This window comes from Streptomyces sp. NPDC031121 (assembly GCF_055570615.1).
Genome location: NZ_JBVIGV010000010.1, coordinates 184,451 through 210,213 on the forward strand (window position 1 = coordinate 184,451; position 25,763 = coordinate 210,213).

General features: G+C 71.8%; 21 protein-coding genes and 1 tRNA gene. 12 read left to right on the plus strand and 10 right to left on the minus strand.

Going from position 1 to position 25,763, the window contains the following annotated elements; translation table 11 throughout:
• Positions 1–27: 27 nt before the first annotated feature.
• The 7 genes from ACZ462_RS20370 to ACZ462_RS20400 all read left to right on the plus strand — a co-directional run bounded on the left by ACZ462_RS20370 (position 28) and on the right by ACZ462_RS20400 (position 10,792).
• Positions 28–930, plus strand: coding sequence for an SDR family oxidoreductase (locus tag ACZ462_RS20370; RefSeq protein ID WP_467809601.1), 903 nt, complete (start codon positions 28–30; stop codon positions 928–930).
• A gap of 571 nt (positions 931–1,501) precedes the next feature.
• Positions 1,502–2,284: a serine protease gene (locus ACZ462_RS20375; RefSeq protein ID WP_467809585.1), complete on the plus strand. Its 783-nt coding sequence runs from the start codon at positions 1,502–1,504 to the stop codon at positions 2,282–2,284.
• A gap of 227 nt (positions 2,285–2,511) precedes the next feature.
• Complete coding sequence (locus ACZ462_RS20380) at positions 2,512–2,832, plus strand: chorismate mutase (RefSeq protein WP_467809584.1); 321 nt, start codon at positions 2,512–2,514, stop codon at positions 2,830–2,832.
• A 158-nt stretch (positions 2,833–2,990) separates the two neighbouring features.
• Positions 2,991–5,501, plus strand: a complete 2,511-nt coding sequence (gene pepN, locus ACZ462_RS20385; RefSeq protein WP_467809583.1) for an aminopeptidase N — start codon at positions 2,991–2,993, stop codon at positions 5,499–5,501.
• A gap of 1,103 nt (positions 5,502–6,604) precedes the next feature.
• A complete protein-coding gene (locus ACZ462_RS20390; RefSeq protein WP_467809582.1) occupies positions 6,605–7,996 on the plus strand; it encodes a pyridoxal phosphate-dependent decarboxylase family protein in 1,392 nt (463 codons plus the stop codon).
• Entirely contained in the window at positions 7,993–9,402 is a 1,410-nt protein-coding gene (locus tag ACZ462_RS20395; protein ID WP_467809581.1) for a lysine N(6)-hydroxylase/L-ornithine N(5)-oxygenase family protein, read from the plus strand. Before ACZ462_RS20390 ends, ACZ462_RS20395 begins: the two co-directional genes overlap by 4 nt.
• 106 nt (positions 9,403–9,508) lie before the next feature.
• Positions 9,509–10,792 carry a HEAT repeat domain-containing protein gene (locus ACZ462_RS20400; protein WP_467809580.1) on the plus strand — a complete coding sequence of 428 codons (1,284 nt, stop codon included), beginning with the start codon at positions 9,509–9,511 and terminating at the stop codon, positions 10,790–10,792.
• A gap of 94 nt (positions 10,793–10,886) precedes the next feature.
• Here the strand turns inward: ACZ462_RS20400 and ACZ462_RS20405 are convergent, their stop codons facing one another.
• Positions 10,887–12,545: a bifunctional metallophosphatase/5'-nucleotidase gene (locus ACZ462_RS20405; protein ID WP_467806570.1), complete on the minus strand. Its 1,659-nt coding sequence runs from the start codon at positions 12,543–12,545 to the stop codon at positions 10,887–10,889.
• Positions 12,546–12,549: 4 nt separating this feature from the next.
• On the opposite strand from ACZ462_RS20405, the gene ACZ462_RS20410 reads away from it, so the two are divergent.
• The 4 genes from ACZ462_RS20410 (at position 12,550) to ACZ462_RS20425 (ending at position 15,999) form a co-directional block, all read left to right on the plus strand.
• The gene (locus ACZ462_RS20410) at positions 12,550–12,729 is read left to right on the plus strand and encodes a hypothetical protein (RefSeq protein WP_467806571.1); all 180 of its coding nucleotides are present in this window, start codon (positions 12,550–12,552) and stop codon (positions 12,727–12,729) included.
• Positions 12,730–12,846: 117 nt separating this feature from the next.
• Complete coding sequence (locus tag ACZ462_RS20415; protein WP_467806572.1) at positions 12,847–13,548, plus strand: SIMPL domain-containing protein; 702 nt, start codon at positions 12,847–12,849, stop codon at positions 13,546–13,548.
• A 169-nt stretch (positions 13,549–13,717) separates the two neighbouring features.
• Complete coding sequence (gene pyk / locus ACZ462_RS20420; RefSeq protein ID WP_467806573.1) at positions 13,718–15,145, plus strand: pyruvate kinase; 1,428 nt, start codon at positions 13,718–13,720, stop codon at positions 15,143–15,145.
• Positions 15,146–15,339: 194 nt separating this feature from the next.
• A complete protein-coding gene (locus tag ACZ462_RS20425) occupies positions 15,340–15,999 on the plus strand; it encodes an LppU/SCO3897 family protein (protein ID WP_467806574.1) in 660 nt (219 codons plus the stop codon).
• On the opposite strand, the gene ACZ462_RS20430 is transcribed toward ACZ462_RS20425, so the two are convergent.
• Together ACZ462_RS20430 and ACZ462_RS20435 are read right to left on the minus strand one after the other, a co-directional pair.
• The gene (locus ACZ462_RS20430) at positions 16,000–16,734 is read right to left on the minus strand and encodes a transcriptional regulator (RefSeq protein ID WP_467806576.1); all 735 of its coding nucleotides are present in this window, start codon (positions 16,732–16,734) and stop codon (positions 16,000–16,002) included.
• Between the two features lie 111 nt (positions 16,735–16,845).
• Positions 16,846–16,920 (minus strand) — tRNA-Leu (locus ACZ462_RS20435).
• Between the two features lie 99 nt (positions 16,921–17,019).
• On the opposite strand from ACZ462_RS20435, the gene ACZ462_RS20440 reads away from it, so the two are divergent.
• Complete coding sequence (locus ACZ462_RS20440) at positions 17,020–17,676, plus strand: ANTAR domain-containing response regulator (protein ID WP_189808948.1); 657 nt, start codon at positions 17,020–17,022, stop codon at positions 17,674–17,676.
• Positions 17,677–17,767: 91 nt separating this feature from the next.
• On the opposite strand, the gene ACZ462_RS20445 is transcribed toward ACZ462_RS20440, so the two are convergent.
• The 7 genes from ACZ462_RS20445 to ACZ462_RS20475 form a co-directional block, all read right to left on the minus strand.
• Positions 17,768–18,484 carry an ABC transporter ATP-binding protein gene (locus ACZ462_RS20445; RefSeq protein WP_114057123.1) on the minus strand — a complete coding sequence of 239 codons (717 nt, stop codon included), beginning with the start codon at positions 18,482–18,484 and terminating at the stop codon, positions 17,768–17,770.
• Positions 18,481–19,647, minus strand: a complete 1,167-nt coding sequence (locus ACZ462_RS20450; protein ID WP_467806658.1) for an ABC transporter ATP-binding protein — start codon at positions 19,645–19,647, stop codon at positions 18,481–18,483. Before ACZ462_RS20450 ends, ACZ462_RS20445 begins: the two co-directional genes overlap by 4 nt.
• 5 nt (positions 19,648–19,652) lie before the next feature.
• A complete protein-coding gene (locus ACZ462_RS20455) occupies positions 19,653–21,377 on the minus strand; it encodes a branched-chain amino acid ABC transporter permease (RefSeq protein ID WP_467806577.1) in 1,725 nt (574 codons plus the stop codon).
• 5 nt (positions 21,378–21,382) lie between these two features.
• Positions 21,383–22,315, minus strand: a complete 933-nt coding sequence (locus ACZ462_RS20460) for a branched-chain amino acid ABC transporter permease (protein WP_114057121.1) — start codon at positions 22,313–22,315, stop codon at positions 21,383–21,385.
• 116 nt (positions 22,316–22,431) lie between these two features.
• A complete protein-coding gene (locus tag ACZ462_RS20465; RefSeq protein ID WP_467806578.1) occupies positions 22,432–23,670 on the minus strand; it encodes a branched-chain amino acid ABC transporter substrate-binding protein in 1,239 nt (412 codons plus the stop codon).
• Between the two features lie 579 nt (positions 23,671–24,249).
• Positions 24,250–24,651, minus strand: a complete 402-nt coding sequence (locus tag ACZ462_RS20470) for a hypothetical protein (protein ID WP_467806579.1) — start codon at positions 24,649–24,651, stop codon at positions 24,250–24,252.
• A gap of 635 nt (positions 24,652–25,286) precedes the next feature.
• Positions 25,287–25,742 carry a PaaI family thioesterase gene (locus ACZ462_RS20475; protein ID WP_467806580.1) on the minus strand — a complete coding sequence of 152 codons (456 nt, stop codon included), beginning with the start codon at positions 25,740–25,742 and terminating at the stop codon, positions 25,287–25,289.
• Positions 25,743–25,763: the final 21 nt, after the last annotated feature.

A 25,763-nucleotide genomic window follows, 5' to 3' on the forward strand; every position in this document is an offset into this window, starting at 1 on the left:
GGTGCGGGCGTGCCGGCGGCCGGCGGGATGGCCCGGGGGAGGGTCGTCGCCGTGACCGGCGCGGGCCGGGGCCTGGGCCGCGCGCACGCCCTGGCGTTCGCCGCGGAGGGCGCCCGTGTCGTCGTCAACGACCTCGGCACCGGACCGGACGGGCGACCCGCCCCCGGCAGTCCGGCCGCCCGCGTCGTCGAGGAGATCCGGGCCCTCGGCGGCGAGGCCGTGGCGCACGCCGGCGACATCGCCACGAGTGCCGGCGCCGCCTCCCTGGTGGAGTGCGCCCTGGCGGCCTTCGGCCGGCTGGACACGCTCGTCAACAACGCGGGCTTCCTGCGCGACCGGATGCTCGTCAACCTCGGCGAGGACGACTGGGACGCGGTCGTCCGCGTCCACCTGAAGGGCCACTTCCTGCCGCTGAAGCACGCCGCCGCGCACTGGCGGGCGGAGGCCGCGGCCGGCCGCACCCCGGCCGCCCGGGTGGTGAACACCTCCTCGGGGGCCGGGCTGGCCGGCTCGGTCGGGCAGGGCGCCTACAGCGCGGCCAAGGCCGGCATCCTCGGGCTGACCCTGGTCGCGGCGGCCGAGCTGGGCCGGTACGGGGTCCAGGTCAACGCGATCGCGCCGGCGGCCCGGACCCGGATGACCGAGGAGGTCTTCGCGCAGGCGATGGCGGCGCCGGGGGAGGGGGAGTTCGACGCGATGGCCCCCGAGAACGTCTCCCCGCTGGTGGTCTGGCTCGGCAGCGGCGCCTCCGCCGGGGTGACCGGCCGGGTCTTCGAGGCGGAGGGCGGCCGGATCACGGTCATGGAGGGCTGGCAGCGCGGCCCCACCGCCGACGCCGGCGGCCGTCGCACACCGGCCGAGGCGGGCGAGGCCGCCGCGAAGCTCTTGGCCGCGGCCCGCACCCCGCAGCCCGTGTACGGCGCCCGCTGATTCCGCAGGCGGAGGCGGAGGCGGAGGCGGTGGAGGCGACGGGGGTGGCGGGGGCGGCCGGGTCGGCGGGGGAGGGGCGTGCCCGCAGGGCCTGTGCGCGGGGAGCAGGGCGGTCGGTGCGCGGCGGTGCGGGATCGTATGGCGCGGGTGCCGGATGCGGAGGGGCGCGAATCGGCCCCGGCCCCCTGGCGAGGGGTCGGGACCGGTCCGGCACTCGTGCGATGGGGTATCACTACCCACGCCGCACCCCCGCCGAACCGCCGCCGCCCGCAAAGTTGGGCCGTGCGGGCGTATGGGCCCGGCGGAGGGCGGAGCACCGCCCGGCCGCGTACGACCGGATCCCGTCATCCGGCGGCCGGCCGCGCGGCGGCGGCGGCGGGGCGCGGTGGGCGGCGGTGTGCGGAAAGCGGTGTTCGAGCGGGGTGGGCCGGGCCCCGGCGGGCGTCCGCCGTCCATGTAGTTCCGCAGAATGTCCGAAAACGGGCCCTTGATGTCCCACACCGGCGGGTGTGACATGTACATGTCATTCACCCGATGGCACGCACAGCCCAACCCCCCCACGAAAGGCAGTGTGTTGACCGTGTCCTCATTCGGCACGTTCCTCAAGCGCGCCCTCGCCGCCGGCGCCGTCGCCCTCGCCGCCGTCAGCCTCCAGCCCGCCGGAGCCCATGCGGCCCCCGCCCCCGTCGTCGGCGGCACCCGCGCCGCACAAGGCGAGTTCCCCTGGATGGTCCGCCTCTCCATGGGCTGCGGCGGCTCCCTGCTCACCCAGCAGATAGTCCTCACCGCCGCCCACTGCGTCGGCTCCAGCGGCAACAACACCTCCATCACCGCCACCGCCGGCGTCGTCGACCTCAACAGCTCCAGCGCGATCAAGGTCAGGTCAACCAAGGTGTACCGCGCCCCCGGCTACAACGGCCAGGGCAAGGACTGGGCCCTGATCAAACTCGCCCAGCCGATCAACCTGCCCACCCTCAACATCGCCGAGACCAAGCAGTACGACAACGGCACCTTCACCGTCGCCGGCTGGGGCGCCAACCGCGAAGGCGGCCGCCAGCAGCGCTACCTGCTCAAGGCCAACGTCCCCTTCGTCTCCGACGCCGCCTGCCAGAGCGCCTACGGCAGCTCCCTCGTCCCGAGCGAGGAGATCTGCGCCGGCTACGACCAGGGCGGCACCGACACCTGCCAGGGCGACTCCGGCGGCCCCATGTTCCGCCGGGACGCCGCCGGCGCCTGGATCCAGGTCGGCATCGTCAGCTGGGGACGCGGCTGCGCCCGCGCCGGATACCCCGGCGTCTACACCGAGGTGTCCACCTTCGCCTCGCAGATCAAGACGGCGGCGGCCTCCCTCTGACCCACGGCCCCGCACGCCCCGCCCTTCCGGCCCTCAGGGGGCCGGGAGGGCGGGGCACACTTCTGTGCGGGTGCGGGTGCGGGTGCGGGTGCCGGTGCGGGTGCGGTTGCGGTCGGTCCGGGTCCTGGTTCCGGTCCTGCCCGGTCGCAGGCCCCGTCCGACAGGGGCCGTCTCATCCACCGGCTGCCCCGAGACCCGTCTGCACCCGCCACGTATTCTCGGGAACCATGAACAACAGCCCCGCCGAGGCGCCCGACGAGAACGTCACCGCCGAGCTGGCCCGCCTCCGGGACAGCATCGACAACATCGACGCCGCCGTCGTCCACATGCTCGCCGAACGCTTCAAGTGCACCCAGCAGGTCGGCCACCTCAAGGCCCGCCACCAGCTGCCGCCCGCCGACCCCGCCCGCGAGGCCAGCCAGATCGCCCGCCTGCGCCAGCTCGCCGAGAACGCCAAGCTCGACCCGGCCTTCGCCGAGAAGCTCCTCAACTTCATCATCGCCGAGGTCATCCGCCACCACGAGACGATCGCCGCACGCGAAGACTAGTGCTGTGGCGCCCTTCGGATCAGGCCGGGCACGCGGGGCCGGTACGCGCGCCGGCCGCGTCCTCGCCGGTCGCCCCCGTTCCGGCCTGATCCACAAGCCACACCAGCGGGGCCACCGCACACGACGGCCGGGGCCCGCCCGTCAGGCAGCATGGGCCCATGCCCGCACTCACCCGCAGCGAAGCCGAGGCCCGCGCCCGCCTCCTCGACGTCCACCGCTACACCGTCACCCTCGACCTCACCGGTGACGGGGACACCTTCGACACCACCACCCTCATCCGCTTCACCGCCCGCACCGCCGGGGACACCTTCCTCGAACTGAAACCGGACGAGCTGCGCACCGCCGAACTCGACGGCACCCCCCTCGACCCGGCCGCCCTCACCGACAACCGCCTCCCCCTCACCGCCCTCACCGCCGGACCCCACGAGCTCCGCCTCGACACCCGCATGCGCTACTCCCGCACCGGGGAGGGCCTCCACCGCTTCACCGACCCCGCCGACGGCGAGACGTACCTCTACACCCAGCTCTTCCTCGACGACGTCCAGCGCGTCTTCCCGGCCTTCGACCAGCCCGACCTCAAGGCCGTCTTCGAGTTCACCGTCACCGCCCCCGACCACTGGACCGTCCTCGCCAACGGCACCACCAGCCGCACCGGCCGCCGCGACACCGACGGCGCCGCCGTGTGGACCTCCGCCCCCACCCCCCGCATCTCCACCTACCTCGCCGCCGTCGCCGCAGGCCCCTGGCACAGCATCCGCACCGAACACGCCGGGCTCCCCTTCGGCATCCACTGCCGCAAGTCCCTCGCCCCCCACCTCGACGCGGACGCCGACGAGATCCTCGGCCTCACCACCGCCTGCTACGACCGCTACCACGAGAAGTTCACGGAGCCGTACCCCTTCGACTCCTACGACCAGGCCTTCGTCCCCGAATTCAACGCGGGCGCCATGGAGAACCCCGGCCTCGTCACCTTCCGCGACGAATACGTCTTCCGCTCCGCCGTCACCGACGCCGAACGCCAGCGCCGCGCCAACACCATCGCCCACGAAATGGCCCACATGTGGTTCGGCGACCTCGTCACCCTCCGCTGGTGGGACGACATCTGGCTCAACGAGTCCTTCGCCGAGTACATGGGCTACCAGACCCTCACCGAAGCCACCCGCTTCACCGGCAGCTGGACCGAATTCGCCATGGAGCGCAAGCCCTGGGGATACGACGCCGACCAGCGCCCCTCCACCCACCCCGTCGCCCCCGACCCCGACGCCGTCCCCGACACCGCCTCCGCCCTCCTCAACTTCGACGGCATCTCCTACGCCAAGGGAGCCTCGGCGCTCCGCCAACTCGTCGCCTGGATCGGCGAGAAGGACTTCCTCGCAGGCATCAACACCCACTTCACCCGCCACAAGTTCGCCAACGCCTCCCTCGCCGACCTCATCGACTCCCTCGCCGCCCACACCGACCGCGACGTCCACACCTGGGCCGGGACGTGGCTGCGCACCACCGGCGCCGACACCCTGACCTCCCGCGTCCAGGAAGGCCACGGCGGCTGGACCCTCACCGTCGACCGCAACGGCAGCCGCCCCCACCACATCGCCGTCGGCCTCTACGACCGCGACCCCGGCGGCCGCCGCCTCCACCTCCGCGAACGCCTCACCCTCGACCTCCCCACCGACGAAGTCCTCTCCGCCGCCGGACCCCGCCCCGCCCTCCTCGTCCTCAACGACGGCGACCTCGGCTACGCCAAGGTCCGCCTCGACGACACCTCCGTCGAGACCGCCCTCCGGGGCATCTCCGCCGTCCCCGACCCCCTCACCCGCGCCGTCGTCTGGAACTCCCTCCGCGACATGGTCCGCGACGGCGAACTCGCCCCCGGCGACTACCTCGCCACCGCCGAAGCCCACCTCTGCGACGAACCCGACCTCGCCGTCGTCCAAGGCGCCCTCACCTTCGCCCGCCACCACACCGCCGACCGCTACCTCACCCCCCACCGGCGCACCGAAGCCCTCACCACCCTCACCGGCATCGCACACGGCCTGCTGCGCCGCACCGAGGACGGCTCCGACCCCGGCCTGCGCCTGTCCGCCGTACGCCTCCTCATCGACAGCGCCACCCAGCCCCACACCCTCACCGCCTGGCTCGACGCCGGCACCGTCCCCGGCGGCCCCGAACTCGACCCCGAACTCCGCTGGCGCATCCTCGCCCGCCTCGCCGTCCTCGGCGCCGCCACCCCCGCCGACATCGACGCCGCCCTCGCCGACGACCCCAGCGCCACCGGCCGCGAAGGCGCCGCCCGCTGCCACGCCTCCCTCCCCGACCCCGCCGCGAAGGCCGCCGCCTGGGACCGCCTCTTCCACGACGACGACCTCTCCAACTACCTCTTCACCGCCACCGCCCGCGGCTTCTGGCAGCCCGAACAGGCCCAGCTCCTCAGCCCGTACGTCCCCCGCTACTACCCCGAAGCCACCGCACTCGCCGCCCGCCGCGGCCCCGCCATCGCCGAAGCCGCCGCCCGCCACGCCTTCCCCGCCCACGCCGTCGACCCCGACCACCTCGCCACCGGCCGCGCCGCCCTCACCGACCCCGCCGTCACCCCCCGCCTCCACCGCGGCCTCACCGACCAACTCGACGACCTGGCCCGAGCCCTCCACGTCCGCACCGTCCACCGCTGATCCGGTGGGGGCCGCCGCCACAGCGTTGGGGCGGCGCCCCCCCCCAACCCCCGGCCCGCTTGGAAGGCGCGGCGTACTCGGTGCACGAAACGGCGGTGGCGGGGCCTGGGGGAACCGCCGGCGGGGCTGGTCGACGAAGCCGCGCCGGGGCGGCACGGGCCACCGGGACATCGGCATCGATGTCTGCTGCACGGCTGCACGGCTGCACGGCTGCACGGCTGCGCGTCACGTTGCACGTGGCCCAGCTCGCGAAGAGCCGGGGCAGGGACGGGCCGGGGACCCCGCAGAGGGCCCGCCTGCACCGGGCGGGGGGTCGCTCGTGCGGTGGCTGCTGCGGTCGGTGGCTGCAACGGAACCCGGCGGCCACCTGATGGAGCGGCGGGACGTGGTCTCGCCGCGCGGGCGACCGGCGGTGGTGCGTGGCCGGCGTACAAGCTCAACCTGCGGGAGGGGCTGTCCGGGGCCTCGGTGGGCGTTCCGCCGTCCGCTGAGGGTGGAGCCGGTTACTGCCCCACGCCCGGCGCTTGCCGGTGCCGCCTGTGTCGGCCGCCTGTGTCGCCTGGCTGCCGCCTGTGTCGGCTGGCTGCCGCCTGTGTCGGCTGGCTGGTGCCTGTGTCTGCCGCCTGGGTCCGTGTGCCGCCCTGGGTCCGTCTGCCGTCTGCCGCCTGCGTCTGCCGCCTTCTGCTGCCGGGCCGGCGGCCCCGCCCCCGTACCGCCCCGCCCGCTTGCTCCGCTTCGGCTCCGCGCCGAAGGCCGCAGGTGGGTCTGTGCGTTGCAGGTGGCCCGGCTGGTAGCGACCTTGTGCGGGGCTCCCGGCCGGTAGCGCCTCGTGCGTGGCGCCCGTCCGGTATCGGCATTCGCGGGTGGGGGCCTGGCCTGTGCCGGGGTGCGGGGGTGGCGCGCCGGCCAGTGGCGGCTCGCGTGCCGCGCACCGTCGGCGGCGGTCCCGGGTCGGCGGTGGCGGTGGGGTGGTTACCCCGTTCCGGTCGGATCGTTGTATCGGCGGGTGCTCCGGACGCCACCGCTGCCGGTCGCGCCCCGATGCCAGGGGCCCCGTACAACAGGGCCGGCCGCCCCGTACCGCCCGCCCCCGTGAGGACCCCATGACCGCGCCGCCCGGACCGCCACTGCCCCCGCTCGCCGGAGGCGCCGACGGGCCCGACGCCCTGCGTCCGCTCCTCGACACCGTTCTCGACGCCCTCGCCGCCGGGGCCCGCGCCCGGACCGGGCCCCTGCCGGCCGGCGGGCCGGACGCCGTCGGCGGCGATGTCACCGCCGCGCTCGGGGCGCTTCTGCCCGAGCGCGGAACCGGGCCCCACGAAGCCCTGCGTACGCTCGTGCACGTCCTGGCACGCGGCGCCGCCGATCCCGCCGATCCGCTGTGCGCCGGGCACCTGCACGGGCCGCCCCTCGCCGTCGCCGCCGCGGCCGACCTCGCCGCCGGCGCCCTCAATCCCTCTCTGGACTCCTGGGACCAGGCCCCCGCCGCCTCCGCACTCGAAGCCCTCCTCACCCGCACCCTCGCCGCCGAGCTGTACCCCACCGCAGAGCCCGACGCCCTCATCACCACCGGCGGCACCGAAGCCAACCAGCTCGCCCTGCTGCTCGCGCGTGAACGCCACGGCCCCGCCGTCACCGTCATCCACGGAGCCAACGCCCACCACTCCGTCCCCCGCGCCGCCTGGCTCCTCGGGCTGCCCCCCACCACCTCGCTGCCCACCCCGGCCGGCGTCCTCGACCCGCGCCACGTGCACGACGTCCTCGCCCGCACCACCGGCCCCGCCCTCGTCACCGCCACCGCAGGCACCACCGATGCCGGACTCATCGACCCGCTGGACGCACTTGCCGACGTCTGTGAGCGGTACGGGGCCGAGCTGCACGTCGACGCCGCCTACGCCGGACCCCTCGCCCTCACGCATCGGCACCGGCATCTTCTCGCCGGCCTCCACCGCGCCCGGTCCATCAGCCTCGACCTGCACAAACTCGGCTGGCAGCCCGTTCCCGCGGGCCTCCTCGCCGTCCCCGACGCCGCCCAACTGGGCGCGCTCGCCCACCAGGCCGACTACCTCAACGCCGCCGACGACACCGAAGCCGGCCTGCCCGACCTCCTCGGCCGCTCGCTGCGCACCACCCGGCGCCCCGACGCCCTCAAGATCGCCGTGACCCTGCGCGCCCTCGGCCGCGAGGGTCTGACCCGTCTCATCGACCACACCCTCGGCCTCGCCCGCCACCTCGCCGAACTCGTCGACGCCCACCCCGCCTTCACACTGCACGCACCACCCATCCTGACCACCGTCCTCTTCCGGCCCTCGCAAGCCACCGACGCGGAGACCGCACACCTCCGCCGCGCCCTCCTCCACCGCGGCCACGCCGTCCTCGGCCGCGCCACCGCCGACGGCCGCCTCTGGCTCAAGGCCACCCTCCTCAACCCGCACACCACCCCACAGGACCTCACCACCCTCCTCACCCTCCTGGAAGGCAGCACCCCCCGATGACCGCCCACCTCGATACACCCCACGACCTCGTCGGAATCGGCATCGGTCCGTTCAACCTGTCCCTCGCCGCCCTCGCCGACGGCCTCCCCCGCCACGGAGCGGTCCCGCTCGCCACCGCCTTCTACGACGATCGCCCCCACTTCCGCTGGCACCCCGGGCTGCTCATCGACGGCACCACCCTCCAAGTGCCCTACCTCGCCGACCTCGTCACCCTCGCCGACCCCACCAGCCCCTGGACTTTCCTCAACCACCTCAAGAACAGAGAGCGCCTCTACCCCTTCTACTTCGCCCAGCAGTTCCACATCCAGCGCACCGAGTACGACGCCTACTGCCGCTGGGTCGCCGAGAACCTCCCCGGCCTCCACTTCGGCCACCAGGTCGACGCCGTCCGCTGGAACCCCGAGCACGACCTCTTCGAGATCGACTACACGCGTCTCGGCACCCACGGCGAAGCCGAGGCCCTCGGCCGCACCCACGCCCGCCACCTCGCCCTCGGCATCGGCACCGCCCCCCACGTCCCCGACCCGCTCCGCCCCCTTGCGGAAGCCCCGACCGTCCCCGTGATCCACTCCGCGGACTACCTCGACAACCGCACCCGCATCCTCGGCGCCGACCACATCACCGTCATCGGCTCGGGCCAGTCCGGCGCCGAGATCTTCCTCGACCTGCTCCGGGCCCGCCCCGCCGGCCGCGAACGCCTCACCTGGCTCGCCCGCACCCCCTCCTTCGCGCCCATGGAGTACAGCAAGCTCGGCCTCGAGCACTTCACCCCCGACTACACCCACTACTTCCACGCCCTCCCCGAACCCGTCCGCGACCGCCTCCTGCCCGCACAGTGGCAGCTCCACAAGGGCATCGACACCGCCACCATCGCCGCCATCCACCACGAGCTCTACCTCCGCAGCCTCCACGGCGGCTGGCCCGACACCGTCCTCACCCCCGGCGTCACCGTCCGCACCGCGGGCCGCATCGCCACCACCAAGATCGAGCTCCACCTGGAGCACACCGACCAGGGCACCCGCTCCCGCCTCACCACCGACGCCGTCGTCCTCGCCACCGGCTACCGCGAACGCCCCCTCGAACGCCTGCTCGCCGGCCTCGACCCCTACCTCCGCAGGGACTCCTCCGGCCGCCCCCGCATCGACCGCAGCCACCGCATGGTCCTCGACCCCGCCGTCACCGGCACCGTCTTCGTCCAGAACGGCGAACGCCACACGCACGGCGTCGGAGCCCCCGACCTCGGCCTCGCCGCATGGCGCAGCGCCACCATCCTCAACACCCTCACCGGCACCGACCCCTACCCCCAGCCCGCCCGCACCGCCTTCACCACCTTCGGCCTCGAACCCCGCCCCGAGCCCCGGCCCGACCCCACCGTCGAACTCCGCCCCCTCGCCGACCACGCCTGAGCCCCGGACACCCGACCGGCCGGGACCTGCCCCCGGCCGGAAATGCATGCGGCGCTCCAGCCGGACGGACCTAGACTGACCAGCGGAAACACGACGGGGAGCAGTCATGCAGACGGACAGACACGCGAGCGGTGCGGTGGACGGCCCTCTGGCCGCCGCAGCCAGGGCCGGCGACAAGCTCCGCGTGAAGCAGATCCTGGAGGAACGCGACGGCCGGCCCTGCGAGGGCTCCGACCACGTGACCGCAGCCTTCACCGCGGCCGTCCAGTCCTTGCACACCGACATCGCCGACACGCTGCTCAGACTCGGTGCCCAGCCCGGCGAAGTCGACCCGGACGAGCTGCCGTCGCTGCGCGAGGCCGTCGACTTCGGCTCGCCCGCACTGGTCGACGCCCTGACGGGCACCGGCCTACGGCACAGGTACCCGACGCCCGAGCTGATCGGCATGCGGGATCTCGCGCGTGCCTGGCACGAGGCCGGTACCGAAACCGGGCTGCGGCGCCGCACCGGCTCCTCGGACGCCGTCACCCGCACCCGCGTCCAAGACGACGAGTACCACACCGTCGGCGAACTCACCCTCGGCGAGATGACCGTGCGGGACGGGCACGGGGCGATCCTCACCCGTCTGGAGGAGATGCTCGGTATCCGCACCTCGTGCGAAGAACTCATCGCCCGCGCCTTGGAACGCGACGAGGACCACACGGCGTGGGGCCAAGCCGCGATCGAGCTCTCCCACCGGCGAGAGAAGGGAGTCTGGGCCGCCGCCGAATCGCTGCGGGCCGACGCGGACCCCCTCCGCCGACTGTTCGGAGCCGAACTGATGCGCCTGTTCGAACTCTTCGCCGACAGCCACGACGAGGAGTTCAGCGTCCTCGCCGTCGCCGCCCTCACGGACTGGTCAGCCGGGGAGACGGACCCCGCCGTCCTGACCACGGTGCTGTACGGCCTCTTCTCCTACCAGGGGCCGCGTGCCGAAGCCGCCCTCCTGGCGCATCTCGGGCACCATGAGCCCGGCGTCCGGCGAGCGGTGGCCGCCGGCCTCGGCACGTCCATGGAACGCGAGCACCTGTCCGGCGCGGCCCGCGAGGGACTTCTGACACTGATGAACGACCTGGACACCGGCGTGAGGACCGCGGCCTGCCGCAGCGCCGCCGAGGTCGCGAACGGCGACCGGGCATTGACCGACGCGATGGCGGTCCTCCTCGACCACCCCGAGCGCCAGGTCCAGCTCGAGGCCGTCCACGGTCTCGCACTCCACGAAGACGAGCGGTGCGTGGAAGCCGCGAAGCGGCTCGGACCGCCGCGGCCCGGCTTTCACGAGGTGGAGTACTACTGCCTCGAAGCAGCGTGGCGGTACGCATGGCACCGCGAGGAGAAGGCACGCACCTGACCCGACGCGCATCCTGCCGTCGCCGAGGTCAGGAGGTGACGGCGGCCCGGTCCGGTGCCGGCGCCGAACGCCGGCACCGGACCGGGGCACACGGCTAGAACACCGGCACGCCCGCCCGCGTCAGGCGCCACCCCGCCGACGCGAACACCACCGGGTCCACCGTGCCCTTCGCCTTCACCCACGAAATGATCGTGTTCCGGATCTCGTCCGAATCGGCCCACACCTGCTTCGCCCCCGCCACGTGCGGGAACGCCCCGCCGCCCGAAGCCCGGTAGTTGTTCACCGCCAGGACGAACCGCTCCTGCGGATCCACCGGCCGCCCCCCGAACGACAGCCCCGTGATCCGCGATCCCACCGGCTGGGCGATGTCCACGTCGTAGACCAGCCCGTAGACGGAGTCGTAGTTGTAGTCCGGGATCCCCTCCGCGTTCGTCAGCTTCGCCGGATCCACCGCCGCGTCCGGAGCCGTGCGGACGAAGTACCGGGCCGAGTACTCCAGGTAGTCCTTGACCTGCGCGCCCGTCAGGACGCGTGCCTCCAGCGTGTTCTCGAACGGGTACAGGCCCGCCGCGTCCCGCAGCGTCACCTTCCCCTCCGGGATCACCGCCGTCCGCGAGAAGCACGACGCCTGCGACAGCACCGGCAGCGCAGCCCACTCCGTGCCGGCGAGGGCGCCCTTCACCGTCTCCGCCTGCACGTGGTTGATCAGGTCGATGATCGGGACGTCCTTCACCGGGCCCTCCGCCGACGACATCGCCTGCGTCGACGTACCGATCACCTGGTTGACGTACTCGACCACCTTCCGGTGCTCGTCCGACAGCAGCCGCACGATCTTCGGGTCCTCCGGCACCGTGTTCGAGTTCAGCACCCGCGCCGACACCGAAGCCACCGACCAGCGGCCCCGCTCCCACGACAGCTCGAAGTCGAACAGCGTCAGCCGCTGCCCCCACTTCAGCGGCTCCGACAGCACGACGTCCTTGCCGGTCGCCTTGTTCCGCACCCGGTACTCCGGTATCTCCGTGTGCGCGTGCCCCACCAGGATCGCGTCGATCCCCGGCACCTGCTCCGCCACCAGGCCCGCCGCGTTCTCCACATACGGCAGCTGGTCCCCGTACGACGACGTCCCGCTCGACCCCGAGTGCGCCGACACGATCACCACGTCGGCGCCCATTGACCGCAGCCGCGGCACGTACTTCGCCGCCTGCTCCTCCAGCCCCGGGAACGCCATCTTCCCCTGCACGTGCGCCTTGTCCCAGATCGCGATGCCCGGATTCGTCAGACCCAGGACCGCCACCTTCACGTCCCGCCCGTGCGGGGTCCGCAACCGGTGCATGCTGTACGGGGGAAACGCCGGCCGCAGCGACCGCGCGTCCACCGCGTTCGCCCCGAGCAGCGGGAAGTCGCACTGCTCCTGGAACTTCCGCAGCACCGGGATCCCGTAGTTGAACTCGTGGTTCCCCAACGCCGCCGCGTCGTACCCGATCGCGTTCATCGCCTGCGCCATCGGATGCACCGGACCGCGCCGCGCCGTGATCGGGTCCACCTTGGCGTAGTAGTACGACAGCTGCGTGCCCTGGATCGTGTCACCGGCGTCGATCAGCAGCGTGTTGCCCCGGCCCTTCTCCGCCCGCACCTGCTCCACCAGCGTCGAGATCTTCGCCAGGCCCACGTCGTTGTGCGCCTTGTCGTCGAACTCGCGGTCCGTGAAGTAGTCCCAGTTGAAGACGTTCCCGTGCAGATCCGTCGTCCCCATCACCGTGAACGCGTACGTCCGCCCCGGTCGCCGCGACTCCGCAGCCGCGGCCCCCGCAGCCGGTGCCGCGGCCGCCGGCACCGCCGACGCCCCCGTCCATGCCACCGCCGCACCCGTCACGGCGGACGAACCCAAAAACGCCCTGCGGTCCAACCCCATACCGAACTCCCTGAAGACGCACTGACCGCGCTGACGACATCGACAACGCGCGTAGATTCTGACCCATCGGTAACAACCGGCAACACCCCCCTCCGCACCCCAACTCCCTGCCGCCCCGCCCCCGCGGTGCCACAGTGAACCCATGACCACCGACACCCCGCACCAGCCCTACGGGACCCCCGAGACCCCCCGCATCGCCGTCCGCGGTGAAGCCCACCTCGAAGTCGACCCGGAAATCGCCCGCATCGGAGTCACCGTCACCGCCCGCGGCACCGACCGCCGCACCGCACTCGACGACCTCACCCGCCGCAACAACACCACCCTCGACCTCATCAAGACCTACGGCGACGCCGTCGAGAAACTCGAGACCGGCGCCTTCTCCATCACCCCCGAACCCACCCGCCACGGCCGCGGCGAACGCATCCGCGCCTACCACGGCCGCGTCCACCTCACCGCCGAACTCACCGACTTCACCGCCCTCGGCGAACTCACCACCCGCCTCGCCGACCTCGAACTCACCCGCGTCGACGGACCCTGGTGGGCCCTGCGCCCCACCTCGCCCGCCCACGCCGAAGCCCGCCGCCAGGCCGTCCTCGACGCCGTCCAACGCGCCCGCGAATACGCCGACGCCCTCGGCGCCCGCCTCGCCGCCCTCGTCGAACTCGCCGACCTCGGCGCCGAGAACGCCGGCCCCCTCGCCATGGCCGCCCCCGCCGGCACCATGCGCGCCATGGCCTTCGGCGGCGCCGAGGAAACCGCCCCGCCCCTCGACCTCGAACCCCAGCGCCAAACCGTCTACGCCCAGGTGAACGCCCGCTTCACCATGACCCCGCCGCAACTCTGACAGACCCACGGAAAACAGCTCGGGAAACCGTACGAACCCACACCCCGGGGGTGCTCAACAGAGCACCCCCACGCACATTCAACAATTGTCAACAACCCTTCGCCCAAGCGTTGTTGGGCGGACACCGGAACCCCACCGCCTACCGCCAAGTAGGGCATACGCTCACCCCATGCGCCGAGCGAAAATCGTATGCACCCTGGGACCCGCCACCGACTCATACGACCAGATCAAGGCCCTGGTCGAAGCCGGAATGGACGTCGCCCGCCTCAACCTCAGCCACGGCACCTACGCCGAACACGAGGAGCGCTACCAGCGCGTACGCAAGGCCTCCGACGAGAGCGGCCGCAGCGTCGGCATCCTCGCCGACCTTCAAGGCCCGAAGATCCGCCTCGGACGCTTCGCCGAAGGACCCGTACTCCTTGAACGCGGCGACACCTTCACCATCACCGTCGAGGACACCCCCGGCGACCGCCACACCTGCGGCACCACCTACAAGGGCCTCGCCGCCGACGTCACCCCCGGCGAACGCATCCTCGTCGACGACGGCCGCGTCACCCTCGAAGTCGCCGCCGTAGACGGCCCTCGCGTCCGCACCCGCGTCATCGAGGGCGGCATGGTCTCCGACCACAAGGGACTCAACCTCCCCGGCGTCGCCGTCTCCGTCCCCGCCCTCTCCGACAAGGACATCGACGACCTCCGCTGGGCGCTGCGCACGGGCGCCGACGTCATCGCCCTGTCCTTCGTCCGCACCGGCCGGGACATCGACGACGTCCACCGCATCATGGACGAGGAAGGCCGCCGGCTCCCGGTCATCGCCAAAATCGAGAAGCCCCAAGCCGTCGACAACATCGACGACATCGTCGCCGCCTTCGACGGCATCATGGTGGCCCGCGGCGACCTCGGCGTCGAAATGCCCCTGGAACAGGTCCCGCTCGTCCAGAAGCGCGCCATCAAACTCGCCAAGCGCAACGCCAAACCCGTCATCGTCGCCACCCAGATGCTCGACTCGATGATCGACAACAGCCGGCCCACCCGCGCCGAGGCATCCGACGTCGCCAACGCCGTCATCGACGGCACCGACGCCGTCATGCTCTCCGGCGAGACCAGCGTCGGCAAGTACCCCGTCGACACCGTCAGGACCATGTCGCGCATCGTCGAAGCCGCCGAAGAGGACATCCTCGCCAAGGGCCTCCCCCCGCTGACCGAGCGGAGCAAGCCCCGCACCCAGGGCGGAGCCGTCGCCCGCGCGGCCGCCGAAATGGGCGACTTCCTCGGCGCCAGGTTCCTCGTCGCCTTCACCCAGAGCGGCGACACCGTCCGGCGCCTCTCCCGCTACCGCTCACCCATCCCCCTCCTCGCCTTCACCCCCGACGCCGCCACCCGCTCCCAGCTCACCCTGACCTGGGGCGTCGAAACCTTCCTCGGCCCCCACGTCGACTCCACCGACGCGATGGTCGCCCAGGTCGAGGAGGAACTCCTCCGCATCGGCCGCTGCGTCCCCGGCGACACCGTCGTCATCACAGCCGGCTCACCCCCCGGCGTCTCCGGCTCCACCAACCTCGTGCGCGTCCACCGCATCGGCGACCCCGTCCGCTGACGCGCACCCCCTCCGCACCTCGCACGCCCCCGCCGCCACCCGCCGGCGGGGGCGCCCCCACATCCGCCCCCCGGCACCGACCGCAACGATCCGCCACCACTCCGCCGGAACCGCTGCGTCACCGCCCCGGCGCCCGGCACAATCCCCGCGACGCCCACGGAACACCCGGCTCGACCCGCCCCCTGGAGAAGCCCGTGCCGCCGCAGGAAATCCCGATCACCGTCACCCCCGAACAGGCCGCCTCAGGCGCCGTCCTCAACCTGCCCCTCCGAGACGGCACCACCGCACGCCTCTCGCTCCCGCCCAGCCGACACGGCGACGTCGTCCGCGGACGCATAGCCGGCCAGGAGATCCACTTCCGCATCCGGATCGCCGGCACCCCGCCGCCCCGGAAGGGCAACTCCCTCGGCTGCCTCCTCGCCCTCCTCGTCACCGGCGGGCTCATCGCCGGCATCGTCGCCCTCGCCGACGACACCGACACCAGCGACACCAAACGCCCCACCCCCACCTACGCCGCCCCCGCACCCGTCCCCACGCTCGACCTGCCCGACCTCGGCACCCCCACCAGCGCCGCCCCCGAACCCAGCCCCTACGACGAGGGCACCTGCCTCAACGGCACCCTCCCCGACTCCACCACCGCCACCCGCGTCCACAACATCAACGAAGTCCCCTGCTCCGCCGACGACGCCCACTACCGGGTGATCCAGCGCTTCCCCTTCACCACCGAGATGGAACGCTGCCAGGCCGACCCCAGGACCGAATACGCCTTCTCGCACAGCTACAAGCACAACGGCGTCCCCATCAACCAGTACGTCTACTGCCTCGTCGGCCTCGGCAGCTACGCCCGCCGGTAGCTAGTGCTTCGGCCCGACGTGCAGATCCATGAGCGCCACGGACTCCTTGCGGGCGATGGAGGTGTTCTGCTGGTTGGCGCGCGTCCAGCTCACCCCGAGGCGGTCCAGGGTGGTCGTCAGGAGGGCGGTGATGTCCGCCGACTTGTTGGTGAAGAAGTAGCGCGGGTACTCGTACCGCTTGCCGTTGCGGACGGTCCAGTTGGTGACCCGGCATCCGTCGGAGTGGATCAGCCCGCGGACGAGGGCCCACGGGTGGGTGTCGACCATGGCCTGCTGCCAGGGGAGCAGGTGGATGCGGCGGTCGTGCTTCTTGCCCGGGCCGTGCTGGGGAAACAGGCAGGTCCAGTGGTGTCCGAAGCTGGTCACCATGACGCAGCCGGACCGCTTCAGGACGTAGACCCGGTTCTCAGGGCGGACGGCGGCCATCGCTGCCCGGCACAGTTCGATCAAGCCGGGCCAGGCGTCCCCGCAGGCGATGCGCAGGTAGTGTCCCCCGCGTGGGTGGGTGCTGATGCAGCCGTCGCCGAGATAGAGGCCGAGCAGATAGACGTAGGCCTCCTGGTCGGCGGGGCCGACGCATTCGGTGTCCCGTCCTGTGCGCAGGAGCGGCTCGACTCGGATCTGCCAGGCGCGAAGTGCGGCGCGGGAGATGCCCGTCTCGGTGCTCACGGAGTTCAGGCTGCGACCTTGCTCGACAAGAGCGAGGGCTCGTCGACGGGTGGCAATGTCGTACATGCGCGCGACACTTGCTGAGAAGTGCGTCGTGGGTGCCCCGAAACGGGTGTCGTTCCCCGGAAAAGGTGATGGTCACGCACTTATCACGTGACCATGGAATTTAAGGAAAAGTGCCCCGGGTCGGACTCGAACCGACACTGTATGGGTTTTGAATCCATCGCCTGCTGCCAATTGGGCTACCGGGGCCCAACGAATCGAAGGTTGTCGTCGACCCGCTGCGTGTCCACCTTACCGCAGCTAGGTAGGCTCGGGGGAGCTTGTCTGCCCCGCATCGAGGAGCCCACCGTGACCGCCGAGCACGAGTCGACGCCCACGCCCGACGCCGACCAGTCGCACGTTCCGCCGCTGACGACCCGCGTCGTCATCGCCGAGGACGAGGCGCTCATCCGTCTCGACCTCAAGGAGATGCTCGAGGAGGAGGGCTACTCCGTGGTCGGCGAGGCCGGCGACGGGCAGGCCGCCGTCGAGCTGGCCCGGGAGCACCGCCCGGACCTGGTCATCCTGGACGTGAAGATGCCCGTCCTGGACGGCATCTCGGCGGCGGAGAAGATCGCGCAGGAGTCGATCGCGCCGGTCCTGATGCTGACGGCGTTCTCGCAGCGCGAGCTGGTGGAGCGGGCGCGGGACGCCGGGGCGATGGCGTACCTGGTGAAGCCGTTCAGCAAGAGCGACGTGGTGCCGGCGATCGAGATGGCGGTGTCGCGGTTCGCGGAGCTGCGGGCGCTGGAGAAGGAGGTCGCGGACCTCGCGCAGCGGCTGGAGACGCGGAAGCTGGTGGACCGCGCGAAGAGCATCCTGCAGACGCAGTACGGGCTGACGGAGCCGGCTGCGTTCCGGTGGATCCAGAAGACGTCGATGGACCGGCGGATGTCGATGCAGCAGGTCGCGGAGGCGGTCATCGAGGACGCCGAGGAGAAGAAGAACGCGGCCAGGCAGGGCTGAGGCACGGCCGACCGGACGCGCGTACGGGTGAGGCCCGCCACCGGGATTCCGGTGGCGGGCCTCACGCGTGTGCGGGTGGTGCCGCGGCGGGTCAGTCCTCGCCGAGGTAGGCCTTGCGGACGTCCTCGTTGTGGAGGAGTTCCTGGCCGGTGCCGGAGAGGACGATCTTGCCGATCTCCATGACGTGCGCCTGGTCGGCCAGGGAGAGGGCGGCCTGGGCGTTCTGCTCGACGAGGAGGATCGTCATGCCCTGGGCCTTGAGCTCCGCGATGGTGGACATGATCTTGTGCATCATCAGCGGGGAGAGGCCCATGGAGGGCTCGTCCAGCATGAGGAGCTTCGGGCGGGACATGAGGGCCCGGCCCATGGCGAGCATCTGCTGTTCGCCGCCCGAGAGGGTGCCGGCGGCCTGCTTGCGGCGCTCGCCCAGGATGGGGAAGAGCTCGTAGGCGCGCTGGATGTCCTTCTCGATGCCTTCCTTGTCGTTGCGGAGGAAGGCGCCGAGCTGGAGGTTCTCGGCGATCGTCAGCCGGGGGAAGATGTGGCGTCCCTCGGGGGAGTGGGCGAGGCCCAGGGAGACGATCTTGTGGGCCGGGACGGTGCCGAGGGGCTGGCCGTCGAAGGTGATGGTGCCGCCGCGGGGCTTGATCAGGCCCGAGAGGGTGCGGAGGGTCGTCGTCTTGCCGGCGCCGTTGGTGCCGACGAGGCAGACGATCTGCCCGGTCTCGACGGTGAAGGAGATGCCCTTGACGGCTTCGATCTTGCCGTAGGCGACCTTGAGGTCGTTGACCTCCATCAGTACGGTCACTTGGCTTCTCCGTCCTTGCTGGCGGTGCTGTCCGCGTCGGGGGCCGGGTCCGTGTCGGTTCCGGTCTCGTCGGCGGTGTCGGCGTCGGCCGGGGTGCCGGCGTCGTCCGCGGTGTCGTCGTCCTGGCCGTCGGCGTCGGAGGTGTCGGCGGCGGTGTCGGCGGAGGTGTCGGCGGCGGTGTCCTCCGCCGCCGCGTCCTCCGCCGCCGCGTCCTCCGCCGCGGCGGCCTTCGCCGGGGTGTCGGCCTTGGCCGGGGTGTCGGCCTTGGCCGGGGCGTCGGCCTTCGCGGCCGCCTCGGCTGCGTGCTGTTCGGCGGCTTCCACCTCGGCGGCCTCGGCGGCGCCGGGAGCGCCTTCGAAGGGCTCGCCGAGGTAGGCGGCGATGACGCGCTCGTCGCCCTGGACCTCGGCGGCGGTGCCCTCGATGAGCTTCTCGCCCTGCACGAGGCAGGCGACCCGGTCGCAGAGGTTGAAGATGAAGCGCATGTCGTGCTCGATGACGAGGACGGCGATGCCCATGTCCCGGATGGCGAAGATGAGCTCCTCGGCCGCGCGGGTCTCCTGCGGGTTCATGCCGGCGGTGGGCTCGTCGAGGAGCAGGAGGCCGGGGTCGCTGGCGAGCGCGCGGGCGATCTCGAGCTTGCGCTGCTCGCCGTACGGGAGGTTCTTCGCCAGGTGCTGGGCCTTGTGCTCCAGGCCGATGAACTCCAGGAGCTCCATGGCGCGGGCCTCGGAGGCGGCTTCGGCCTTCTTGAAGCCGGGGCCGCGCAGGAGGGCCGACCAGAGGCCTTCCTTGGTGCGGGTGTGGCGTCCGACGAGGACGTTCTCCAGCACCGTCATGTTGGAGAACAGCCGGATGTTCTGGAAGGTGCGGGCGATGCCCGCCTGCGTGACCAGGTGCGGCTTGGGCGGCAGGACGGTGCCCTTGTAGCTGACCTTGCCCTCGGTGGGGACGTACAGGCCGGTGAGGCAGTTGAAGAAGGTCGTCTTGCCGGCGCCGTTGGGGCCGATGAGTCCGACGATCTCGCCCGAGTTGACCTGGAGGTCGACGCCCTTGACGGCGGTGAGGCCGCCGAAGCGCATGGTGACGCCGCTGGCGTCGAGGACGGTCTCGCCGGCCGGGGCGGCGGCGGGCTTGGTGGTGGTGTCGGTGGTGGTCGTCATGGTGTTCACGCACCCGCCTTGGCGGTGGCCAGGTCGGTGGGGGCCTGGTCAGCGGTGTCGTCGTGGTACTCGAGCTTGGCGCGCTTGTCGGCGATGAGGCCTTCGGGGCGCAGGCGCATGAGCAGGATGAGGGCGATGCCGAAGCCGAGGAGCTGGTAGTCCTGGAGGAACTGCAGCTTCGCGGGGATGAGGAAGAGGAGCGCGGAGCCGAGGATGGGTCCGCGGATGGTTCCCATGCCGCCGAGGATGACGGCGGCGAGGAGGAACGCGGAGTTCGGCGGGACGGGTCCGGCGAAGACGTAGTTCTCGGGGACCACCGTGGTGTTGACGTGTGCCTGGACGGTGCCGGCGAGGCCGGCGAGGGTGGCGCCGAGGGCGAAGGCGATCAGCTTGACGCGGAAGCCGTTGATGCCCATGGCCTCGGCGGCGGTCTCGTCCTCGCGGATGGCGACCCAGGCGCGGCCGATGCGGCTGTTGCCGGCGCGGGCGAAGACCAGGATGACCAGGGCCATCACCAGCAGCATCAGCAGGTAGTAGTTGGCGTAGGCGCCGAGCGTGATGCCGAGGACGGTGTGGGCCTCGCCGAAGTTCCACCCGAAGAGTTCGAGGTGGGGGATGTTCGGGATGCCGTTGGGGCCGTTGGTGATCTTGGGGCCGGAGGTGCCGTCGAGGTTGCCCATGGCGATACGGAAGATCTCTCCGAAGCCGAGGGTGACGATGGCGAGGTAGTCGCCGCGCAGGCGCAGGGTGGGTGCACCGATGACGACGCCGAAGACGAGGGAGGCGATGGCTCCGACGATGACGGCGGCCCAGAAGGGCAGGTGGATCCCGAAGGCGGAGGCCGTGCTTCCGGAGACCAGCGCGGCCGTGTAGGCGCCGACTCCGAGGAAGGCGACGTAGCCGAGGTCCAGCAGGCCGGCGAGGCCGACGACGACGTTGAGGCCGAGGGCCACAGTCGCGAAGATCAGGATGTTGACGGCGATGAGGGTGTAGGTGTCGCCGCTCTGCTGGATGAAGGGGAAGCCGATGAAGGCGGCCGCGGTCGCGATGAGGGCGACCTGGCGGTGGCGGGCGGTGATCGCGGCGAAGCGGTCGGGGAGACCGGACTTCATGATGCCGGTGGCGGCGAGGCCGACGGTGATCAGGTACGCGATGAAGAGCTGCGGTTCCTTGTCATCGGTGTCGATGCCGAACGTGATGACGTAGAGGCCGAGGGCGTAGACGCCGACGATGATGAGGATCTCGGCCCAGGAGGGGAGCGTGCCCGCCGGGGCGGCCTTGCGCTTGTCGTCTTCGAGCTTGAAGGCGGCGGCGGCCGGGACCAGCGAGGCGAGGACGGCGACCCAGGCTCCGGGCTCCAGGTGGACGAGGCCGCCGAGTTCGACGGCGATGGAGCCGACGGTGAAGACGGTGGTGGCTGCCGCGCCGGCGGCGAGGAAGCGGAGGGCGGCGCGGGCGCCGTTGGGGGCGAGCCAGCCGAGGCCCTTGATGCCGAGGGCGGAGAGGGCGTACAGGCAGGTGAGGAGGGCGCCGACCAGGGTGAGCATCTGGAGGGGCGCGGGGTACCCGTAGAGGGTGAGGTTGCCGGGGAAGGCGGTGGTGTACGTCCACGCCAGGAAGGTGCTGGCGATGGTCAGGGCGGAGCCGCCGACGATCGCGTACAGCAGGGTCTTGTTGGCGGTGGCGGGCTGCGCGGCCGCGGCGGTGGGGGTGGTTTCGGTGGTGGTCATGGTTCTCACGCCCGATCCGTGACGCGCTGGCCGAGCAGGCCTTGGGGCCGCACGAGGAGGACGACGATGAGGAGGACGAAGGCCCAGACGTTGGCCCAGGCGCCGCCGCCCAGCTGCTCCATGCCGGGGATTTCCTCGATGTAGGCGATCGAGAGGGCTTCGGCGAGGCCGAGGACCACGCCGCCGACCATGGCGCCGTAGATGTTGCCGATGCCGCCGAGGACGGCTGCGGTGAAGGCCTTGAGTCCGAGGATGAAGCCCATCTCGAAGTTGATCTGGCCCTTGTCGACGCCGTAGGCGACGGCCGCGACGGCTGCGAACGCGGCACCGATGGCGAAGGCCATGACGATGATGCGGTCGGTGTTGATGCCCATCAGCTTGGCCGTGTCGGGGTCCTGGGCGGTGGCCTGCATGGCGCGGCCGCTGCGGCTCTTGGAGACGAAGACGCCGAGGGCGAGCATGCAGAGCGGGGCCAGGGCGAGGACGAAGGCGTCGGCGCGCTGGATGGCCAGGTTGTCGGTGATCTGGAAGGCCTTGCCGGTGAACTCCGGGAAGGTGACGGCCTTCTTGGCGTTCGGGTAGAACTGCCAGACGAGCTGCTGGAGTGCGATCGAGAGGCCGATGGCGGTGATGAGGGGTGCCAGGCGCGGTGCGCCCCGCAGCGGGCGGTAGGCGAAGCGCTCGGCTGCCGTGGCCACGGCGACGGAGGCGAGTGCGCCTCCGAGGATCATGAGGGGTATCGCCACCAGGAGCGAGGTGCCGCTCGGGAGTGCGGTGTAGGTGGTGAGGGCGCCGAAGCCCCCGATCATGAAGATCTCGCCGTGGGCGAAGTTGATGAGCTGGACGATGCCGTAGACCATGGTGTACCCGATGGCGATGAGGCCGTAAAGGGCACCGAGGGCAAGGCCGTTGGCCAGCTGTTGCGGCAGTTCGTGCACCGCAGGGCCTCCGATGTGCGTGTCGGATAAGAGTCCGCGCGAGGGCGCTGTTTGCGCCCTCGCGCGGCTTGGTTCTGATGGGGTGGGTCAGGTGCGGGTGCCGTCAGGCGGTGCGACTACTGGTTGAAGGTGTCGCTCTTGACGTCGACCCACTTGCCGCCCTCGACCTTGTAGACCGTGAGCTGCTTGTTGGTGGTGTCGCCGTACTCGTCGAAGGAGACCTTGCCGGTCACGCCGTCGAAGGAGACCTTGCCGAGGGCCTCGACGACCTTGGCGCGGGCGTCGGCGGGGACCTTGCCGCCGTTGGCGGCGACGACGGCCTTCACGGCCTGGACGATGGCCCAGCCGGCGTCGTAGGAGTAGCCGCCGTAGGCCGCGTACGGGTCCTTGTAGCCGCCGGCCTTGTAGTCCTCGATGAACTTCTTGGCGGTGTCGAGCTTCTCGACGGGGGCGCCGATGGAGGTGGCGAGGTCGCCGTCGTTGGCCTCGGCGGAGGCCGAGATGAACGCCGGGTCGTAGATGCCGTCGCCGCCGAAGAGCGGGATGGCGGCGCCCGTCTTCTTGATCTGGTCCGAGAGCAGGCCGCCCTCGGGGTACTGGCCGCCGAAGTAGACGGAGTCGGCGCCGGAGGACTTGACCTTGTCGGCGGTCGAGGAGAAGTCGGTCTCCTTGACGGTGACGTGGTCGGTGCCGACGACCTCGCCGCCGAGCTTCTTGAACTCCTCGGAGAAGATGCCGGCGAGGCCGGCGCCGTAGGTCTGCTTGTCGTCGACGACGAAGACCTTCTTCTTGCCGGCGTCCTTGAAGAGGTACTGGGCGGCGAACTTGCCCTGGACCACGTCGGTGGCGGCGGTGCGGAAGTACGTCTTGAAGGGGCGCTTGTACTCGCCCTTGCCCCAGTTGTCGCCCTGGCTGAGGGACGGGTTCGTGTTGGCCGGGGAGACCTGGGCGAGGTTCGCCGAGGCGAAGACGCCCTGCATCTGCTGCGCGACGCCGGAGTTCAGGGGGCCGACGACGCCGAGAACGTCCTTGTTGCCTACGAGCTTGGTGGCGTTTGCCTGTCCGGAGGCAGGAACTGCCTGGTCGTCGAGCGCTTCGACCTTGAATTCGACGCCGGGGACTTCGTTGTTCTTGTTCGCGGTCTTCGCCGCGAGGTCAACGGAGTTCTTGATGCCCTGGCCGAGGGCCGAAAGGGATCCGGTGAGCGGGGCGTCGACGCCGATGACGACGACGGTCTTGGAGCCGCCGCCGGCGTTGTCGCCGGTCTTCGCTTCGTCGCGCGAACCGCAGGCGGTGAGGGTCAGTGCTCCCGTGGTGATCACGGTGGTGAGGACGAGCAGAGAACGGTGTCGCACGATTCTTCCTTTCCCTGGCGCGGCTGCCCCGAGTTGGGGCTGTGCCGATGGGTCGCCGGGCCGCACTGGGAGTCCACGGCCGTGCTGGGGTGCGCCCTGTGGCGCGGTGACTGGCCGTGACTCTAGGCCGCGGTGGGGAGTGGGGGGAGCGGGGAAAGGAGGATGTGACTGTCTTGTTATGCCAAGGCCAAGAATGTGTGGGGGGAGTACGGACAGAACGGACGTTTGGTTCCCCCGGAGTTTGTCCGCATGGTGAGAATTCGCAGGTTCTCTAAGGGGCTTGAGGGCCCCATGGTCCTGTCATGGATCAAAACCGGCCGAATGTCGCAGGGAGTGTCCGAAACAATCATGGGGGTGGCATTCCGCGCACGTAAAAGCGGATTCTGTGGGGCGTGGTCATTACTGAGAGTAATGACTGTTCTTGATCCACTTCGGGCGATTGGATCTTGGACTGGGAGTGGGAAACGGGTGCGGAACGGCCGCCACCGGCCCCGACCTGCGCCGGACCGGCGCGGCCGCGCACTGCCCGGAAGACGGACACCGCACACGGGAATCCGGGCACCCCGCCGGGCTCGGCGCCTACCGGGCCTCCGCAGTACCGGCCGCCCCGCCCTCGGCCGCGCACCGCTCGGCCACGACCCGCTGGGCCACCTCAAGTCCCTTGGCCCGTCCCTCAGTTCGCTCCACGGCCCGACCTGCGGCGACGGCATCCTCGTGGATGGCGAACTGGGCGTTCGACAGCCCCTTCTGCTCCCAGTCCAAGCCGGCCCACTTGCCACCCGTGAGAACCTCTTCCGCCCAGTACGACACGAGAGTTGAACAGATCTCGACGGGCGAGGAAGGGCTCGGAGCGGCCGCCGGGGCGGACTTGGCCGGAGCGGGCGGGGCGGACGGGGCGCAGGCGGCGGAGGCGGCGAGCGGGGTGGCGGCGAGGAGTGCGGCCGCGGTGGTGTGGGCCGCGGAGCGGCCGAGCGAGCGCATGCCGTCGACGGTAGGCCGTCACCTTCGGTGACACAACGCCGAGCCGCCTCCTGTCGCAATTCCGCCCCCCTGCGGGCGCCGCCCCGCACCCTCGCACCTCAAGCGCCGGCGGGGCTGGATGGGGTGGCACCGGGCTGGCTCCCGGGCCCCGGGTGCGGCGCCGCTCCGGGGGCGCTGCCCCCGCGCCCCCGCGCCTCAAACGCCGGCGGGGCTGGATTGGGCGGCACCCGGCTCACGGGGACGCTGCCCCCGGTGCCTCACGCCCGCGGAGCTGGTGTGGGCGGCCGGGGCCGCGGTGTGGCGGGGGTGGGTGTGTCCAGCCCCCGCGGCGTTTGAGCGCACGGCCGCGTAGCGGGCGTTCGGGGGCGGGGTGGTGCCCCCGGTTTGGGGAAGGTGGGGGCTGCTCCGCGCAGCGGCCTGGCCCTCGCCCCCGGGATGGGGGCCGCTGTCCAGCCCCCGCGGCGTTTGGGCGCACGGCCGCGTAGCGGGCGTTTGGGGGGCGAGGGCGGGCGCCCCCCGTTTCGGGAAGGGGCGGGGTGGGGAGCTGCTCCGCGCAGCGGCCCCCGCCCCCGCTCCCGACCCCCGGATGCGGGCCGGGATGGCCGGGCGTCCGGCTGGGCGGCGGCGAGGCCGGGTCAGCCCGCGTCGCGGAGGAGGCAGGTGAGGCGGGCGCTGCAGACGCGGCGGTCCTGTTCGTCGGTGATGACGATGTCGTACGTGGCCGTCGAGCGGCCGCGGTGGACCGGGGTGGCCACGCCGGTGACGAGGCCGGAGCGCACCCCGCGGTGGTGGGTGCAGTTCAGGTCGACGCCGACGGCGATCTTCCCGATGCCGCCGTGCAGCATCGCCCCGACGGAGCCGAGCGTCTCGGCGAGGACGGCGGAGGCCCCTCCGTGGAGCAGCCCGTACGGCTGGGTGTTCCCCTCGACCGGCATGGTGCCGACGACGCGCTCGGCGGACGCCTCCAGTACGCGGATGTCCATCCGCTCGCCGAGGTGTCCGGCCGAGAACAGCGCCGGCAGGTCGATGCCGAGGGCGGCGTACTCGTCGAGGACCTCCTGCGGGAACTTCACCGCGTGCTGCTCGCCCATGGGCCGTCTCCGTTCTGCGGG

What these genes read in the sequence shown, in the direction of transcription:
- ACZ462_RS20370 (WP_467809601.1), top strand. Translation starts at nt 28, where the DNA reads ATGGCCCGGGGGAGGGTCGTCGCCGTGACCGGCGCGGGCCGGGGCCTG.
- ACZ462_RS20380 (WP_467809584.1), top strand. Translation starts at nt 2,512, where the DNA reads ATGAACAACAGCCCCGCCGAGGCGCCCGACGAGAACGTCACCGCCGAG.
- pepN (WP_467809583.1), top strand. Translation starts at nt 2,991, where the DNA reads ATGCCCGCACTCACCCGCAGCGAAGCCGAGGCCCGCGCCCGCCTCCTC.
- ACZ462_RS20390 (WP_467809582.1), top strand. Translation starts at nt 6,605, where the DNA reads ATGACCGCGCCGCCCGGACCGCCACTGCCCCCGCTCGCCGGAGGCGCC.
- ACZ462_RS20395 (WP_467809581.1), top strand. Translation starts at nt 7,993, where the DNA reads ATGACCGCCCACCTCGATACACCCCACGACCTCGTCGGAATCGGCATC.
- ACZ462_RS20400 (WP_467809580.1), top strand. Translation starts at nt 9,509, where the DNA reads ATGCAGACGGACAGACACGCGAGCGGTGCGGTGGACGGCCCTCTGGCC.
- ACZ462_RS20405 (WP_467806570.1), bottom strand. Translation starts at nt 12,545, where the DNA reads ATGGGGACGACGGATCTGCACGGGAACGTCTTCAACTGGGACTACTTC.
- ACZ462_RS20415 (WP_467806572.1), top strand. Translation starts at nt 12,847, where the DNA reads ATGACCACCGACACCCCGCACCAGCCCTACGGGACCCCCGAGACCCCC.
- pyk (WP_467806573.1), top strand. Translation starts at nt 13,718, where the DNA reads ATGCGCCGAGCGAAAATCGTATGCACCCTGGGACCCGCCACCGACTCA.
- ACZ462_RS20430 (WP_467806576.1), bottom strand. Translation starts at nt 16,734, where the DNA reads ATGTACGACATTGCCACCCGTCGACGAGCCCTCGCTCTTGTCGAGCAA.
- ACZ462_RS20450 (WP_467806658.1), bottom strand. Translation starts at nt 19,647, where the DNA reads ATGACGACCACCACCGACACCACCACCAAGCCCGCCGCCGCCCCGGCC.
- ACZ462_RS20455 (WP_467806577.1), bottom strand. Translation starts at nt 21,377, where the DNA reads ATGACCACCACCGAAACCACCCCCACCGCCGCGGCCGCGCAGCCCGCC.
- ACZ462_RS20470 (WP_467806579.1), bottom strand. Translation starts at nt 24,651, where the DNA reads ATGCGCTCGCTCGGCCGCTCCGCGGCCCACACCACCGCGGCCGCACTC.
- ACZ462_RS20475 (WP_467806580.1), bottom strand. Translation starts at nt 25,742, where the DNA reads ATGGGCGAGCAGCACGCGGTGAAGTTCCCGCAGGAGGTCCTCGACGAG.